Below are 16,408 nucleotides of genomic sequence, written 5' to 3' on the forward strand. Positions count from 1 at the left end.
ATATCGTCACGTCATATAAAGAAGATAGCGCAACAACGGGAAAATTTCCAGTTCCTCAAAAGAAAAAGAAAGGAATTCGAGCAGATGTACGATCTCAAGAAGGCGCGCCTTGCCGCCAACACCGTCCGGATGCTTTCGGCGGAGGCCGTTCAGAAGGCAAAATCGGGCCACCCCGGCATGCCGCTCGGCTGTGCGGATTACGCCATGACCCTCTGGTACAAGTACATGCGCCATAATCCGAAAAATCCGGCCTGGATCGGCCGCGACCGCTTCGTGCTCTCGGCCGGCCACGGCTCGATGCTCGAATACTCGCTGCTGCATCTCTTCGAATACGGCCTTTCGATGGATGAACTCAAAAACTTCCGCCAGTGGGAGAGCAAAACGCCGGGACACCCCGAGTTCGGCCACACCGCCGGCGTCGACATCACGACCGGACCGCTCGGCACCGGGTTCGCCTCGGCGGTCGGCATGGCCGTCGCGAAGCGCCATTTCGCCGCGAAGACCGGGCTCGACAAGGCCGGGCTCGCCGACAACAAAATCTACGTCATCTCCGGCGACGGCTGCATGATGGAGGGCGTCGCGAGCGAAGCCGCCTCGCTCGCCGGGCACCTGAAGCTCGATGAGCTCGTCGTCTTCTACGACGACAACAGCATTACGATCGAAGGACAGACGAGCCTCGCTTTCAGCGAGAACGTCGCGGCCCGTTTCACGGCCTACGGCTGGCGGGTCATCACGCTCGCCGACGCGAACGACCCCGCGCTCTGCGACGCGGCGCTGGCCGAAGCGCAGAACACCGACGGCCGCCCGACCCTGATCATCGGCAAAACGCAGATCGGCTTCGGGGCCCCGAACAAGCAGGGCAAATCCAGCGCCCACGGCGAACCGCTCGGCGTCGAAGAGGTCGAAGCGCTCCGCAGGAACCTCGGCATGCCGGAAGGCGAATTCCAGGTGCTGCCGGAAGTGACCGAATTCCTGCACAGCCGCGTCGAAGAGCTCGTGGCAGAGGCCGCCGCATGGGACAAGAAGTTCCAGGCGTTCCTCGATGCCGACCAGAGCCGCGCGAAGCAGATCGACGCCTACCTGAACCGGACCGTTCCGGCCGATATCAAGGAGCAGCTGCTTGCGGCAGCCCCGGTCGACAAGCCGGTTGCGAGCCGCGCCTCTTCGGGCGTCGTGCTCCAGAAGGCGGCGGAGCTGGTTCCGGCCCTCTTCGGCGGCGCCGCGGACCTCGCGCCCTCGACCAAGACCGATATCAAGGGCGGCGGAGACTTCACGCCGGAGAATCCGGCCGGACGCAACCTCCACTTCGGCGTGCGTGAATTCGCGATGGGCTGCGCCGGCAACGGAATGGCGCTCTACGGAACGGCGATTCCGTACACCTCGACCTTCTTCGTATTCAGCGACTTCATGAAGCCGGCAATCCGCCTGGCGTCGCTCATGAAGCTGCATGAGATCTACGTGTTCACCCACGACAGCTTCTACGTCGGCGAGGACGGCCCGACCCACGAGCCGATCGAGCAGATCGCGATGCTGCGGACGATTCCGGGCCTCACGGTCATCCGGCCGGCCGAGGCGCACGAAGTCGCACAGGCGTGGGCGGTTGCGCTCGAAGCCGACGGCCCGGTCGCGCTGCTGCTGACCCGCCAGGACCTCCGCCCGTATGACGCCGAAACGGCGAAGAAGGTCGACGTCTCGAAGGGCGCTTATGTGATCGACGAGGACGAAGATTTCGACATCATCCTCGTGGCCACCGGATCCGAGGTGAACCTCGCGCTCGATTCGGCCAAGCTGCTGCGCGAAAAAGGCGTCGGCGTCCGCGTCGTTTCGATGCCGAGCCAGGAGCTTTTCCGGAAGCAGGAGATCGACTATCAGGAGGAGGTCCTGCCGTCGTGGTGCATGTGCTGCGTCTCGATCGAAGCCGGCACGACCTTCGGCTGGGAACGCTTCATCGGCCGCGACGGTCTCGCGATCGGACTCGACCACTTCGGCGCGTCGGCCCCGTACAAGGTGCTGGCCGAGAAATTCGGTTTCACGCCGGAAGGCGTGCTCGACCGGATCGGCGACCACTTCGTCTGCGCCGATGAGGACGACGACTGCGGATGCGGATGCGGTTGCGAAGAGGGTGACTGCGGCTGCGGATGCGGCTGCGAAAAGTAATTCCGCCGCAAAGCCTTCCGGGAGCCCTGCCTGCCCGGAAGGCTTTTTTTCCGTCAATGCGAAACTCCCGCATGGGAGGAGAGAGGAGAAACCGTGGCCGACGGAAAACTCTGTTACAACCCCGATATCTTCCGGGTCCGCAATCTCGACGAAGCGCGCCGGATCATTCTGACGAACGAAGGTCCCGCGGATACCGGTGAGTGCCGGCGGAAGGAGACGCCGGCACTTGCGGCCGGACTCTGCCGCGAACTCAATCTCAGGAAGAACCAGCTCCTGCTCGACCACGGCTGCGGCGTCGGGCGGCGTCGACATTTCGCCGGAGATGCGGGCGATGGCGCGCGACGATGTGGATATCCGGGAGCTGACCGCGCAGTTTTTCTCGCTTTCTTCAACTCCGGCAGTTTCCGGCCGGAGCCGGAATCGCGCCGTACCAGGCATTCTGCCGGACTTACCTGAAAACCCGCGACCACTCACTTATAAAAAAACAATCAAAGGACGGTCATTATGAATACGGAGATGTTGTCGGTCTGGTCATCGATGTTCATGGAGCTTTCGCCGGAGGAGGCGGTCGAAACGTTTCTGCGCTGCGGACTCGCCGCGACGGAGCTCTCGTACGAACACGCCGCCGTGCTGCTCAAGCGGGGAAGCGCGGCCGGAGCCGGATCGGAATTCCGCAGCTATATCGATAACCGCGGCTTCTCAATTCCGCAGGCGCATCTCGACTTCGTGACCTGCGACCCGGCGGACCCCGATCCGGCGGCGCGGCGACATCATATCGACAGCCTGAAGGAGCAGATCGAGCTCTTTGCCGTGCTCGGAGTTCGCGCGATGGTGCTGCATTCAGGCGGCAGAAAGGCGCGGGCGGCGGGGTGGACGGCGGAGCAGACGCAGGCCGTCGCGCTGGAGAGTTTCCGGGAGCTCGGCGAACAGGCCGCAAAGTTCGGCGTCACGATCTGCCTCGAAAACATGTACGGCGAAAATTATGAACTCCAGCCGGCCTATTCGTCGGCCGACCTGCTCCGGATCATCGACCGGATCGGTTCGCCGCAGTTCGGCATCTGTCTCGATACCGGGCATCTCGCGCTCTCGAAGGCCGAACCGCACGACGTCTTCATCCGCAACTGCGGAAAAACGCTGAAGGCGCTGCATATCGCGGACAATTTCGGAGTGAAGGACGATCACAGGCTGCCGTATATCGGCAACTCGGTCGATTGGGTGAAAACCGCCGCGGCGCTCCGCGAAACCGGCTACGACGGTCTCATCAACTTCGAGATTCCGGGCGAGCGCGGCTGTCCCCGCCCGGTGCTGGAGGACAAAACCCGTTTCGCCCGCAAACTCGGCGAAACGATCTTCCTCGGGTAAGAACGGCGGACATTGCAGAAACGCGCCCCCTCCGCATCATCGCTTCCGGGGGCGCGCCGCCCGGCCGGGCAACGCCCGGCGGCGGCCGGAAGTTCCGTCATTTCTTCACGGTCCGCACGGTCAGTTTCACGTCGTCGAACCGGGCCGTCCCCGTCGCGTCTCCGAGGAAGAAGGAGAGCAGAATGTACTTGCCGTCCGCCGGAATCTCCGCGAGGTCCAGAACCAGCTTGCGTTCCGTCCAGTCCGCATCCGGCGCAAGATCGATGCCGTCCTTGTGCGCCAGGCGCTTATGGTCCCCGGTACGGATTTCGACCGTGCCGAACGCATGCCCCTTCAGGCCCTCGTTCTTCTGGCGGTACGAAAACTCGATCCGGCAGACCTCCCCCTCCTTCGGCGCCGGCAGCGCTTTGACATCGGCCGGAGCCAGGTAGACGGAGTACCACTTCGTCCTGCTTTTCGCCTCAAGCTTCAGTGCGCCGTCTTCGATTTTCGCCGAAAAATTCGGGTCGCTGTTCGCACTGATTCCCCACTTTTCCGGCGTTCCGTCCGCCTTGGCCTGCGCAAAATCGGCGTTGGCGACGGGGACGGTTCTGGCCGGCCCGGCGGCATTTGCCGCCGTCAGTGCCGTCGCCGCAACCAGTGAACTCATGAGTTTTTTCATTTTCGTCTCCTTATAGTTGACCCAGCGCGGGTTCGATACGGCGAACCGCAGGCGCGAACCGGGTTTGGCCCAGAGCGGCAGCTCGAAGCTCGTGAGCTTTTCAAGATCCAGCTTCCCGTTCATATCCTTCTTGCGGAAATTCGGATTCACCATCGACGAGAGCGGAACGATGAAAGTCTGTCCGCGCCGCAGCTCCTCCGTCTTGAAGGGCAGCGTAGCGAAGTAAGTCGCGCCGTCGGCTTCCACCAGGTTCAACCCGAGCGTTTCAAGCCCCTCCCCTTCCAGCAGCCGCAGTTCGAAGGCGAACGCATCCGGCACATATTCGGGAAAATCGCGCACATCGAGCGACATCGTCGGCGAAGCCCAGACGTGGCCGACGACCCGGTTTTCCGCTTCCTGAAAACGGTAGTCGAACCGGATGTCGCCGTCTCCGGCGGAAATCTCCATTTCGGAGCCTTTGATGAGGTATTTACGCCAGTTTCCGGCCTTCTCCCACCCCGGAACCGGAGTCTCCGCGTCCCCCGGCAGAAGGCGGGTGCGAACCGGAGTGAAGTTCGCAACCAGCACGCTCTCTCCCTCTCCGCCGAAGTTTCCGCGAATGACGAGCCGCGACGGCGCCGCAGTGCCGGAGAGCCGGTCAAGCCTGAGCCTGAGCGGCAGCACTACGCGTGAATCCGCCGGGAGTTCGATTCCGGCCAGCTCGAATGAATCGGCTTCGCCGTTCGGGAACTCGACCGATATTTTCCCCGACAGCGGGGCATCGGAGAAGTTGCAGACCGCGAGCGGATAGTTTCTCTCCTCCCCGACCGGCAGCATAAACGTATCGGCGGCCGAATTCTTGATGCCGTCCGGCAGTTCGAGATTCAGCACAACCCGGGACGGCGCTTTCAGCGGCTCGGGAACCGGCATGGGGACGAACTCGATTCCGGCGGCCGTCCGGAACAGGTAAACCGGCATATCGGTCAGGACGATTTTCCCGCCTCCGATATCGACCGGGCGCCCGAAGGCGTCCCGGGCATACTGCGCCTGAGCCGTTTCGACCGCGACCGGCTTGCCGGAGTCGCTCCAGAGCAGCCGGACGCGGTGCGGAGTTCCGTCGAGGAGGATGGTCGCCTCGTAGCCGGTCACACCGGCCGGCAATTCTTCCAGCTGCCGGATTCCGCCGAAATTCTGGAAATAGTTTGCGAGCACAGCCAGCGTGACGAAACCGGGGCGCGGCGAGAGATCACGATGCCGCAGCAGTCCGAAGCTCATGCCGCTGACTTCCGTATGGTTGAAAAGGAAGAAGTAGAAAAGCCTGTCCGCCCCCTCCGCCAGCAGCGCCGCGCAGACCTTCGGGATATCGAGCGCCTGCTGCCGCGCCGCTTCAGGCGCGAATTCGCCGGTCTCCGGATCGGTCGGAAAGCTGCCCGTGGAGACTTCGGTCAGCCAGACCGGAAGTCCGTCCGCTGCCGCAGCAAGCTTCGCGGCCCGTGCCGCCGTATCCTCAAGACGCGAATGCGAATGGAAGCAGAAAACATTCTGATAATCGTTGAACCGGTTTTCCGCCAGCGCGGCCGGATGTTCCGGCGTGCCGCTGCCCATGAAGGTGATGACGGCGGGATTCGCGCGGAGCGCGCCGAGCGCCGCCGCCTTCTGGACCGCCGCGATCTCGAACGAAAGCAGACTGCCGCCGATCCCCTCCGGCTCGTTCCAGCTTTCGAGCGCCGGCATATTTTTCCCGAAGCGCGCCGTGACCGCCTTCGCGTAATCGTGTATTTTCGTCAGGTCAAGCGGCGGCTTTTTGGCCCCGAGCGCGGAGAGCGCGGCGGGATAACGGTCCTGTTCCGGCGTGCCGTACAGACTCTGGACGATTTCGATGCCGTGCTCCGCATAAGCCGCCGTCAACTCGTCGACGAGCCGGTCGGAGTGTTTCGGGTCGAGATAATCGAACGCCTCCCACATGATCCGTTCGCGGACGCAGCCGAGATTCGCCTTGCGCAGAAGCCCGGCGACGTCACCCGGCGTGTAATCGAACTTCATGGAGCCGATCCGCCGCAGGTAAAACGGATAAAAAAGGGCTGCGTCAACCGCGATCGGCGAGGCCGGGTTCAGCTTTTCGACCGGGCGGATCAGGACCGCCGCGCCGTCGACCGCCGGCCGGCCGGCGCCGTCCCTGTATTCGATGCGGTAGAAGCCGGCCGGGAGTTTACCGAGCCTGAGCACGGAACCGCCGGCCGCCGGGTCGAAGGAACAGGCTTTCCCGTCGACGTCGGTCACACGGATATCCGTCGCTCCGGCGGGCAGCGCAAGTGCGACGGTCTCCCCTTCGACAAAGACGTTCCCCGGCGCGGCAGACAGAACCGCGGCGCCGAGACAGCAGAAGAGAGTGGCGCAAAGCTTCCGCATCAGTTCACATTCCAGTAAAGGACCCGGGTGCTTTCAGTCGGTTCGGTGCTGTAAATGAACGGCACCACGTCGAACGGATTGAGCGGATTTTTCGTCGCGTTGCCGACGGCCGCATGCCCGTCGAGATAGAGCAGATTCGCACGGCTCGAATGGCGCGAGGCCGGGCGTCCGTAATTCGCATTGCCCTTCGCCGAAGTGTCGAAGGCAGCGCGGAAGTACCCGTTCTCCTCCACGGCTCCGGTCGAACCGTTGTTCTGCCAGGCGTCGAGGAAGTGGAGCTTGCCTGACGCGTTTTTGATCATCGTCATGCGCCGCCCGGTATCGTTGTCCCCGTTGACGCCGACATTGACGGCATAATGGGCGAACCAGCCGTCCTTGTTCTGCCTGTAGGAGCTCTGCTGCATGGACGGGCAGTCGAATCCGGTGGTCGGCACATATTTCGTCTCGGTGTAAAGACGCCGCGGCATCGTCCAGCCTTCCGCATAGGTCAGCGGCAGGAAGTCGGCGTTGTCGCTCACATACTGGCCGACGCCGAGCCCGAGCTGGCGCAGATTGCTGATGCAGTTGGCGGCCTTGCCGCGCTCGCGCGCCTGGTTCAGCGCCGGCAGCAGCATCGAAGCGAGGATCGCGATGATCGCGATGACGACCAGGAGCTCGATCAGGGTAAAGTTTTTTCTCATCATGAAATCCTTTTCGTTAATGGTCAGCGCATGAAGCGACCGGTTTCGTAACAGCTTTCAACCATCTTCGCGAGCGGCATTTCGGCCAGCCCGACACAGGCGTCCGCCGCGCCGTAGTACACCTTGACCATACCGTCCGGCTCGACGAGCGCGTTGCAGGCGAAAACCACGTTTCCGGCACGGCCGCTCCGCTCGTACGGCGTCTCCGGGAAAAGCAGAGGGCGCGGCGAGCGCGCAATGACCTTCCACGGCTCCTTCGCGTCGAGGATCGCCGCATAGAGGCAGTAGATCGACCCGTCACAGCTGGCCGAAACGCCGTGATAGAGGATCAGCCACCCCTCGTCCACCCGGATCGGCGGAGCGCCGGCGCCGAGCTTGAGCTGATCCCAGCCGCCGGGCCGGGTGGTCATGACCGGGCGGCTCCCGCCCCAGTAGACGAGGTCCGGCGAAAAGCTCATCCACATGTCGCACGGCGACTGCTCGCCGCCGCCGAACGGCCGGTCGAGCCGGCAGTAGAGACCGTTGATCTTCTCCGGAAACAGCGCGCCGTTGCGGTTGTTGATCTCCGAACCGACCGAAATGAACTCGAATGATTCGAAGTCGCGTGTTTTCGCGAAGGCGATCCGGGTGCCGAGCGTGTTGTCGTGGCTGCCGTAGCAGATGAAATATTCGTCCCCGATCTGCGTGATGCGCGGATCATAAACGCCGTTCTCATTCCACCAGGACGGCGGGCGCGGCCAGTCCACCGGCTTCGGATCGAACCGGAAACGGTATCCGTCCCGGCTCCGCGCAATCCAGAAGATGATGCCGCCCTCGACATGAAAGACATCGACGAGCAGCAGATATTCGCCGTTGAATTTCACCGCACCGGGATTCAGGATGAAATAGCCGGTGTTCGCCGGCAGGTCGGCGGCGGTCAGAATCGGGTTTCCCTTGAAACGCTGCATGATCAAATTCGCACTCTTTTCTTCAGGTAAATGTTTCTCTTACTTAATAAACTGTTTCGTTATCTATATTATGTGCGATTTACCTTGAAAAGTCAAGATGAAAATGGACGAAAATGGAATTTTCTTTCAACCCGTCAATAGGTTCGCTTTACAGTCTCCCCGAAATTCACGGCATTTTCAAGCAGCTCGAAGACATGGTCGCACCGGCCGGCGGCGAGATCGAGAAGCGCCGCGACGCCGCGTCGCCCGATCTGCTCGGTGGGCTGGACGATGCCGGAGTAGTCACGCCCCGATTCAGCCTCGTCGCACTCCATGCGGAATCCGGCGACGGAAAGTGTCTCAGGGACCTCTATTTTCATTTCAGCCAGAAGCGGATAGAGCTTCACGCACTCATCCGTTCCGACGAACAGGGCGGTCGGCGGTTCCGGGCGCGCCAGCAGCCGCAGCAGGGCGTTCTTGACAGTCGCATTTTCGGCATCCGGCAAATCGAGAACGAACTCGGAGCGCAGGTCGATGCCGTGCTTCCTGTGCATGTCGCGGAACGCCCGGAGCCGCTCGCGGTGGCTGTCGAGCAGCTGATTCAGCAAACCGACATACGCGATGCGGCGGTGTCCGAGACAGATCATATAGTCGATCAGCTCCGAAACGGCTTCATAATTCCGGGTCGCCACGTAATTGACCTCGCCGCCGGACGCGGCGTTGGCCAGCAGAATAAACGGAATGCCGGACTTCCGCAGCCGGAGGCAGAACGGGTCGTCCGCCGCCTTGTTGCAGATCAGGAGCCCCGCGAGCGAGTTGCTCGCATAATAGCAGTAAAGTTCTTCCGGCGAAAAAGTTGCGAGCCGGTCTCCGTCGATGAGGATCATATCTTTTCCCTCCTCGAAGCACTGCAGGCAAACGCCGTTCAGCAGCCGCCCCGTGAACGGAGAAGCGAGCGGCCGCCGGTTGTTGTGAAAGGTGATGACGCCGACGGCGCTCTCGGTCTGCTTGCGCTGCTGCGGAACATAATTGTGTTTCTTGATGATCTCGAGCACGCGCGCCGAGGTCTCCCGCGAAATGTTGCCGTGGTTGTTGACGATTTTCGACACGGTTGCAGTCGAAACTCCCGCTTCCCGCGCGATGGTGTAGATGGATGGCCGTTTCACTTGGAGTTTTCCTTATCATTGAGAAAAGTTTCCTTATTTTAAAGTAACTATAAATCCATTTTGTCGTTTTGCAAGAGACGAAAGGAACTTTACGGCATAAAAGCCGGAAACGTGCGCTTGAAGGAGCTGGAACCGGATTGTGCCGGCACGCCGGCGCTATTTGAAAAGGATGATGAGGACCGCCCCGGCGACAGTCAGGACGGTTCCCGCGATTTTCCTGCGCATCCCGCTTTCATGAAAGAGCTTCCAGCCGAGCCACAGGTTGACCACGGCGGAGAGCTGGAACAATGCCAGCGCCGGCCCGACCGGCAGCAGCAGAAAAGCGGTGTTCGTCGCGTACTGCATCGCTCCGAAACAGAGTGCCAGCAAAATCAGCATGGCGGCGTGTCCCCGGGGCCGCAGCAGAACGGCCGGAGAAACCGCTCCCCGCGGCAGCAGAAGCGTGCCGAGCAGACAGAAAACCGCCCCCGCCCAGCAGTTCGCCAGAAACGCCTGACCGGTACTTGACAGGAGGATGAGCTTCTTGAGAAAGACGGCTTCGAGCGCCGTGCAGAACAGCGCGGCGAACCGGTAGCGGATATCCGTCCGCAGCAGAATGCGGAATCGGAATTTCCCCTCATCCGCGCCGAGCACGAGATAACTGCCCCAGACGATGAGTCCGAGTCCGGCGGTGCCGCCCGCCGACGGGATTTCGGAAAGCAGCAGAATGCCGCCGATCATGGCCACCACCGGCTTCCAGGCGTTGACCGGCCCGAGAACGGAGAGCTCGCCGCGTTCCAGCGCCTTGACCATGCACGCGTTGCCGCAGCTGCCGGCGATGCCGACCAGCGCGGCCCAGAACCAGAATTCCGGCGGCAGCGTCCCGAACGGGAACGCCGGCGCGAAAGGCAGCATCCCGAGACTCAGCAGCAGGTACATGACGAAATTGATCTCGAGCGCATTCGGAACCGCCGCGATCAGCCGCTTCTGAAACACGTTCAGGAATGAGTTCGCAAAAATGCGGATTCCGACGACAAGGGGAATCAGGATGCCGTGAAGCATGGCGGAGCCGGCGCTCCGCCGCTACTCGACCTTGACCGCCTGAAGCTGGGCCCTGACGCAGAGCTCGGACGCCTTGAAGGCATGCTCCTGCGTCATCGCATTTTCGGTCCGGTTCAGGCAGTCGAGCACCAGTTGTCCGAAAAACGGGAAACCGGTCTTGCCGCGGGCGTCAAATGTATGTTCCCCCTTCCCGTCGACCCAGAAGACATGGTCCCCGTCCCCCCCGCGGCCGACATCGAGATTCTTGCGCAGCTCGATATACCCATCGGTGCCGAGGATGAAGGTCCGGCCGTCCCCCCATGAACGCAGCCCGTCCGGCGTGAACCAGTCGACCCGGAAATAGCCGGTCGCGCCGTTGTTGCCGATCAGCGTCGCATCGCCGAAATCGTCGAGCTCGGGATACTCGGGGTGGTTGTAATTCGCAATCTTGCTCGCGGCGACCGTCGCATCGGTCGCGCCGGTGTAAAAGAGGAACTGCTCGATCTGGTGGCTGCCGATGTCGCAGAGGATGCCGCCGTAGCGGGCCCGCTCGAAAAACCAGGCCGGGCGCGACGGGGCGTTCAGCCGGTGCGGTCCCATGCCGAGCACCTGGATCACCCGGCCGATCGCTCCCTGCCGGATCAGCTCCCCGGCATAGACGGCGCTTTCGGACTGGAGCCGCTCGCTGAAGCAGACCATATACTTGCGCCCGGTCTCCCGGACCGCCGCCCTGGCGGCATCGAGCTGTTCAAGCGAAATCAGCGGCGCCTTGTCGGTAAAATAGTCCTTCCCGGCCCGCATGGCGCGGATTCCAAGCGCGGCCCGGTCGCCCGGCACGCAGGCGCCGGCAATCAGCCGGACTTCGGGATCATCGAAAATCTGCGCCTCGCAGGCGGCCGCGGCGGCCTGCGGATAACATTTACAGTAAGCCGCAACCTTCGCCGGGTCGGGATCATAAACCCATTTCAGCGTCGCTCCCGCCTCCAGCAGTCCGTTGGTCATGCCGTAAATATGGCCGTGGTCGAGGCCGATCGCCGCAAAAGTGAATTCACCCGGCTTCACGACCGGATCGGGCCTGCCGACCGGCGCGTAATTCATACCGTCCCGCTTGTCCATTCGAAATTTCCTTCTTTCCCGGCCGGTTCATCCGGCCCGTTCTACCAGTTTCATTTTCATAGTATAGGCCGCGCCCGGCGAAAAAGCAAGAAAACCGGCATAAAAAAATCCGGCGGACACATGCCCCACCGGACCCGCATCGCCCGTCGCACCGTCTTACGCTTTACGGCGGCGCCACCGGCCGGCCGCCACCGCCATGCCGCCGACGGCAAGAGCCGCAACGACTCCCGGCAGCGGCTGCCCCGACGGAGCCGGGGCGGACGGCGTCGCCGTGATCGAGCCGATCTGAACGAACTCATCGCCGCCGCTGCCGCCGTTCTTGTCGAAGGTCAGATAAAGCACACCGTCCTTCTCCAGAAAACTGAAATCGGAGACGATGCTCCCGTTCTTCCGTTTCAGGAAAAAACCGATGTTGTCCCCGGCGGCAAACGGACCGAGGTCGATGGTTCCACCATCCTGCTTACCGAAAAGCCGGTCGCCCGGTGTGTTTTTCGAAGGTTCGTCCCGGTACGTGTAATAACCGAGGCCGGCGCCGCCGGCGCTTTTGAAACTGACCTGCAAAGAGAGCGATTCGAGGTTCTCGAGAACCGAGATCGAACCGTTTTCGCCTCTTCCGCCGAAATTCAGCTCATACTGATGGGCGGCCAACAGGGGAATACACAGAACCGCAGCCAAAACCGACAACCATGCCTTTTTCACCATGCCCGCCCTTATTGTTTCTTTATTTTTTGGAAATCATTATTAATATTATACCGAACCCGCAGACAAAAAGCAAGCCCGGATCGAAATAATTTGCCGAAATCATCACGATTGAACCTGTCATCTCTCCGGCCGCGTACCGGACGAAAAGACTGTATTCACGAGGAAATCCCGCAGTCTCTCCTCAGCCGCCTCCCGGGAATCCGGCATCGGGGTCGAAAGCTGATACGCGAACCAGCGCTCGCTCCGTTTCCAGCTGCGGCGGAATGCCGGGAAATTTCCGCTCGACCATTCCGGCCCGCTGTACCAGACGTAGATCAGCGCCTTCGCCCGGTTCGGAAAGAGCGCGACGATCTCCTGCACCGCCAGCGGCCTCCCGCCCGGATTCAGAATCTTCTCACGGGACGAAAGCACATCGCAATCCATGCTCTTCAAGCAGAGTTCCGCCGGATGAATCCGATGAATGTCCCCGGTTACGCCCACCGCCAGAAGCCGGATATTCTCCACGCTGCCGTAGTAGACCGCCCGGCGCACCGCGTGCCCCTCGAAAAAACGCTGCTCCTGTTCGGAAAGCACGGACGGGAAACCGAGATATCCGCCGACCTCGGTCCGTTCCGGATCGATCAGCAGCGGCTGCCCGTATCCGGCCCGGCTCTCCCGGCTGTAGAGAACGCCGAACAACAGCAGGACGCCGAGCACGAACAGCAGCGTCTGCAGCCGGTAAACCCGCCGGACCAGCAGAAAATAGACGCTCAGCGCCGCTGCGGCGCAGCACTTGAAGGCCAACCCGCCGACCGGGGCCGTCCCGGCCGAAATCCGGATATAATATTCACTCCAGTAAGTCGTGGAGGGGCAGCCGGCAAGCGCAATCAGCAGAATCGGCAGCATGCCGGAAAACAGCCGGACTCCTCCCAGCACGAAGAGGGACGAAAAGAGAATCAGCAGCGCGCCCCCCGTCTGCACCGCATTCACCTGTTTCACGATGCCCGCTCCCCAGACTGCGACGGCCGGCAGCAGGAACCAGAGACCGCGCCAGTCGGGGCGCCCGGCCCAGTTGCGAATCCGTTTCCACCCCGCGGCGGTCAGAATTCCCGCCAGCAGGAAGAAACACCAGTCCCAACGGTCGAGCGGGGAATGGCGCCAGGCCTCCAGCAGATACCCGGATTTCAGCAGCAGCGGCGCAACTGCCGGAATCAGCAGCCGGTAACGTCGTTTCATCATTTTCGCTCCCATCGCCGGAAATACCTGCCGACGCCGACCATGAGCAGCGCCGAACAGATCACGACGCCGTATCCGAAAATCGTATGAAGCGGTTCCTCGAAGGCCCGGTTCCCGATGGCGAGCGAGAGCAAAATCACCAGGACCAGCCGCAACGTGTTCGACAGCACGACAATCGGCAGCAGCGTCAGGAAGTGCGCAAAGCGGACCGGCAGCGTCCGGTGCTCGAAATGCACGATCAGCCAGCCGAGCAGCAGCATGGCCTCCAGCAATTCGATGCCGCTGCAGGCCGACGTGACCGCAACCCGGTTCCCGCCGATGAAGATGATCGCCTGTTCGAAGCCGCAATCGACGCCGGAAATCCGCAGCATCCCAACCGTCAGAACCGTGCAAAGGCGGCTCAGCGGAAAGCTCAGCAGCAGATAGAGAAATCCGGCGGAGGGAGCGACGACGACCAGCAGAAACGACGGCAGAGCCAGGCGCAGCAGCATGTAAATTCCGCCCGAATAGGCACACAATGCACAGACGCCCAGCCACAACGCCCAGACAGCCGGCACGGCCGGGGAATAAAACGCCGCCGCGACGCCGAGCGCCAGCAAACTCCACGCCGCAGCCGAATCGTACCGGAACGGGCGCGGAACCGCTTCGCGGAGGGCGGAAAAGCCCATCAGCACGCCGAGCAGCCAGAGGACGAACGCCCCGGCCGTCCCGCCGTCGAGCAGCAGCCTGCCGAACACGGCAGCCGCGGCCAGCGCCATGACCCAGGCCGGATAAAAACGCTCTCTCACCAGCGGAAACGACTCCATCACGACCTCTTGATTGAAGAAAAGGAGAAACGGCTGCACGACGGATCGGAGCATAACATACCATCTCCGGCACCTTTTGCAATCCGTAAATCGCCACGAATGAATAAATAATGAAAGAAAATCGTTTCCGGGATTGAAGAGCGGATGTACCGGCGTATATTATGTGGAAACACCAAGTTTCACCACCTCCGGAACAACACCGCATGAAAAAAGCAAAGTTTCTCCTGCCGGCCGCCGTCACCGCACTCTCCGCACTCTGCCTCGCCGTCATCGTCTGGCTCGCCGTCGCCGGCAGGCGGGACGCGGCAGAATTCGCCGAAGCTGCCGGCGCATTCGAACAGGGAGACTACCGGAGCGCGCTGCCCCGGCTCGCCGCGGTCGTCGGAAAAGACCCGTCCAACGCGGCGGCCTATCGCATGCTGGGCGCCATTTTCGAATCGGAGCGCAACTACTCCTCGGCGCTCTTCTGCTACCGCCAGGCGAAGGGGCTCGACCCGCAGGACCCGGCGCTGAAGACAAAGTACGCCGAAATGCTGAGCGCCGTCGGCGACGCCCGGACGCTGCTGAACAGCTTCAAGCAGGATTTCGACCGGAAAAAGCTGTCGGGCGACGACCTGTTCTATTATCTGGAAGCGCTGATCGCCGACGGAAAATCCGAAGCGGCCGAAGCCGTCCTGAAAACCGGACAACCGAACGAGGCCGCACGCATCGCCTACCAGCGCGGATTTCTGGCGCTGAAACGAAACGATCCGGCAGCCGCTCTTCATTCATTTGCAAAGATTCCGGACGGCGCGCTGCCGGTTCCGGCGCGCCTCCGGCTGCTCGGCATGACCGGAGCGGTTCAGTTTGCTGCCGGAAACGAAGCCGAGGCCGAAAAAGCGTTCCGCCTGCTCGCCGCCGAAGTGCCGGAAACCGGCGATTACCTGCTCGCGCAGTTCTACCGCCGGACCGGCAGAGAACGCGAATACCGGGTTCAGCTTGAGGAGACCGTTCAGGCGAACCCGCTCCTCACCGCCGCCCGCGTCGAACTTGCCGAGCAGTATGCCGGAGAAAAAAACACCGCCGGGCTGAAACAGCTGCTCCGCCAGCCGAACAACCGCGCGGAAGCCGAAGCGTTCAGCTACATCGAAGCCATGCGCGCCCTGCTCGAAGGCCGGTTCGCCGATGCGGAAAAATCCCTGTCGGCGGCGGCGGCCTTCGCCGGCCGCCCGCTCTATCAGGCGATCCGCATGCAGTGCCGGATCGCCCGGCAGGATGTCGGCATGCTGCCGGAGAGCGTCAATGCGCTGCTCAGGCTCACACCGACGCCGGAGGCGCGCAGCCAGGTCGTCAGCGAACTTTTTCCGCTCCTGCTGGAGCTGGCGCGCCGCGACGCCGGAACCGAAGCGGCTGAATGCGCGGAGCTGATTCTGTCCGTCTCCGACCAGCCCTCGCCGGCGCGGACGACAGCGCTCGAAGTCCGGCTTCAGACCGCGGCGGCGGCCGGCGATCCCGCCGGAATACTCCGCAGCGCGGCCGCGCTCCTGAAGGAGAATCCCGATCACCCGGCGGCCAATCTGGCCATGGGCGATGCGCAGCTGGCCATGCGGAAGCCGGACGCGGCGCTCGACTGCTTCAACCGGCTTCCGGCCGACAGCCCGACCGCGCAGTTCGGCAAAGCGCGCGCCTTCGCCATGCAGCAAAAGCCGGATGAGGCCGACAGGATGTACGCGGCTGCCTGGCGGCAGGCGCCCGGCAACCCCGTGCTGTTCGAGAGCTACGCCGCCTTCCTGATCGACCGGAAACGCGGCGGCGAAATCGCGGCTCTCGCCGTCGCGCTGCCCGCCACGCCCGGGGCCCGCCATCTCGCCGCGTTCCAGCAGGCCAGGGCCGCCGAAGCGGGGAACAGCCCGGACGAAGCCCGGAAACACTATCTCGACGCGCTGGCCGCCCTCGAAAAACTGCCGCCTTCCCCGGCCGTCGACTACCGGCGCGCCTATCTCTCCGCTCTGGCCGGGCGGGATACCGAGGCGGAAGCTCTGTACGGACGGCTTCTCGAAGACAATCCGCAGTCGCTGCCGGTGCTGCTGAACCTCTCCGAAGTCAAAGCCGCGCTCGGGAAAAAGCAGGAGGCGCTGTCGCTCGCCCGGAGCGCCGCGCGCCTCGCGCCGGACTCCGAAGCCGCCAGACAGTGCCTGAAAAGACGCGGGCAGGAGAACCGCCCCTGACC

Annotated in this window: 13 protein-coding genes; 4 read left to right on the forward strand and 9 right to left on the reverse strand. The window is 62.6% G+C overall.

What is annotated here, in order from left to right; all coding sequences use genetic code 11:
- Window positions 1-84 precede the first annotated feature (84 nt).
- From tkt to FYJ85_RS02445, 3 genes are all read left to right on the forward strand, one after another.
- A complete protein-coding gene (tkt, locus tag FYJ85_RS02435; RefSeq protein WP_154416882.1) occupies window positions 85-2,157 on the forward strand; it encodes a transketolase in 2,073 nt (690 codons plus the stop codon).
- A gap of 93 nt (window positions 2,158-2,250) precedes the next feature.
- Window positions 2,251-2,613 carry a hypothetical protein gene (locus FYJ85_RS02440; protein ID WP_154416883.1) on the forward strand — a complete coding sequence of 121 codons (363 nt, stop codon included), beginning with the start codon at window positions 2,251-2,253 and terminating at the stop codon, window positions 2,611-2,613.
- 48 nt (window positions 2,614-2,661) lie between these two features.
- Window positions 2,662-3,519, forward strand: a complete 858-nt coding sequence (locus tag FYJ85_RS02445) for a sugar phosphate isomerase/epimerase family protein (protein ID WP_106054980.1) — start codon at window positions 2,662-2,664, stop codon at window positions 3,517-3,519.
- A 97-nt stretch (window positions 3,520-3,616) separates the two neighbouring features.
- Here FYJ85_RS02445 and FYJ85_RS02450 read toward each other — a convergent pair whose 3' ends face one another.
- From FYJ85_RS02450 to FYJ85_RS02490, 9 genes are all read right to left on the reverse strand, one after another.
- A complete protein-coding gene (locus tag FYJ85_RS02450) occupies window positions 3,617-6,568 on the reverse strand; it encodes a hypothetical protein (protein WP_154416884.1) in 2,952 nt (983 codons plus the stop codon).
- Entirely contained in the window at window positions 6,568-7,251 is a 684-nt protein-coding gene (locus FYJ85_RS02455; protein ID WP_154416885.1) for a prepilin-type N-terminal cleavage/methylation domain-containing protein, read from the reverse strand. The genes FYJ85_RS02450 and FYJ85_RS02455 overlap by 1 nt, the downstream gene beginning before the upstream one ends.
- Window positions 7,252-7,271: 20 nt before the next feature.
- Window positions 7,272-8,195 carry a glycoside hydrolase family 130 protein gene (locus FYJ85_RS02460; protein WP_154416886.1) on the reverse strand — a complete coding sequence of 308 codons (924 nt, stop codon included), beginning with the start codon at window positions 8,193-8,195 and terminating at the stop codon, window positions 7,272-7,274.
- Window positions 8,196-8,329: 134 nt separating this feature from the next.
- A complete protein-coding gene (locus FYJ85_RS02465) occupies window positions 8,330-9,340 on the reverse strand; it encodes a substrate-binding domain-containing protein (RefSeq protein WP_154416887.1) in 1,011 nt (336 codons plus the stop codon).
- 156 nt (window positions 9,341-9,496) lie between these two features.
- Window positions 9,497-10,381, reverse strand: coding sequence for a DMT family transporter (locus tag FYJ85_RS02470; RefSeq protein ID WP_154416888.1), 885 nt, complete (start codon window positions 10,379-10,381; stop codon window positions 9,497-9,499).
- A gap of 21 nt (window positions 10,382-10,402) precedes the next feature.
- A complete protein-coding gene (locus FYJ85_RS02475) occupies window positions 10,403-11,476 on the reverse strand; it encodes a Gfo/Idh/MocA family protein (RefSeq protein ID WP_154416889.1) in 1,074 nt (357 codons plus the stop codon).
- A gap of 156 nt (window positions 11,477-11,632) precedes the next feature.
- Window positions 11,633-12,151, reverse strand: coding sequence for a hypothetical protein (locus FYJ85_RS02480; RefSeq protein ID WP_206212935.1), 519 nt, complete (start codon window positions 12,149-12,151; stop codon window positions 11,633-11,635).
- Window positions 12,152-12,295: 144 nt separating this feature from the next.
- A complete protein-coding gene (locus FYJ85_RS02485) occupies window positions 12,296-13,396 on the reverse strand; it encodes a hypothetical protein (protein WP_154416891.1) in 1,101 nt (366 codons plus the stop codon).
- Window positions 13,393-14,253, reverse strand: a complete 861-nt coding sequence (locus tag FYJ85_RS02490; RefSeq protein ID WP_106054971.1) for an exosortase/archaeosortase family protein — start codon at window positions 14,251-14,253, stop codon at window positions 13,393-13,395. Before FYJ85_RS02490 ends, FYJ85_RS02485 begins: the two co-directional genes overlap by 4 nt.
- A gap of 149 nt (window positions 14,254-14,402) precedes the next feature.
- Between FYJ85_RS02490 and FYJ85_RS02495 the strand changes: the two genes are divergently transcribed.
- Window positions 14,403-16,406, forward strand: coding sequence for a tetratricopeptide repeat protein (locus tag FYJ85_RS02495; protein ID WP_206212936.1), 2,004 nt, complete (start codon window positions 14,403-14,405; stop codon window positions 16,404-16,406).
- The last annotated feature ends 2 nt before the right edge of the window (window positions 16,407-16,408 follow it).

It is taken from the genome of Victivallis lenta (assembly GCF_009695545.1).
Taxonomy (GTDB): Bacteria; Verrucomicrobiota; Lentisphaeria; order Victivallales; family Victivallaceae; genus Victivallis; species Victivallis lenta.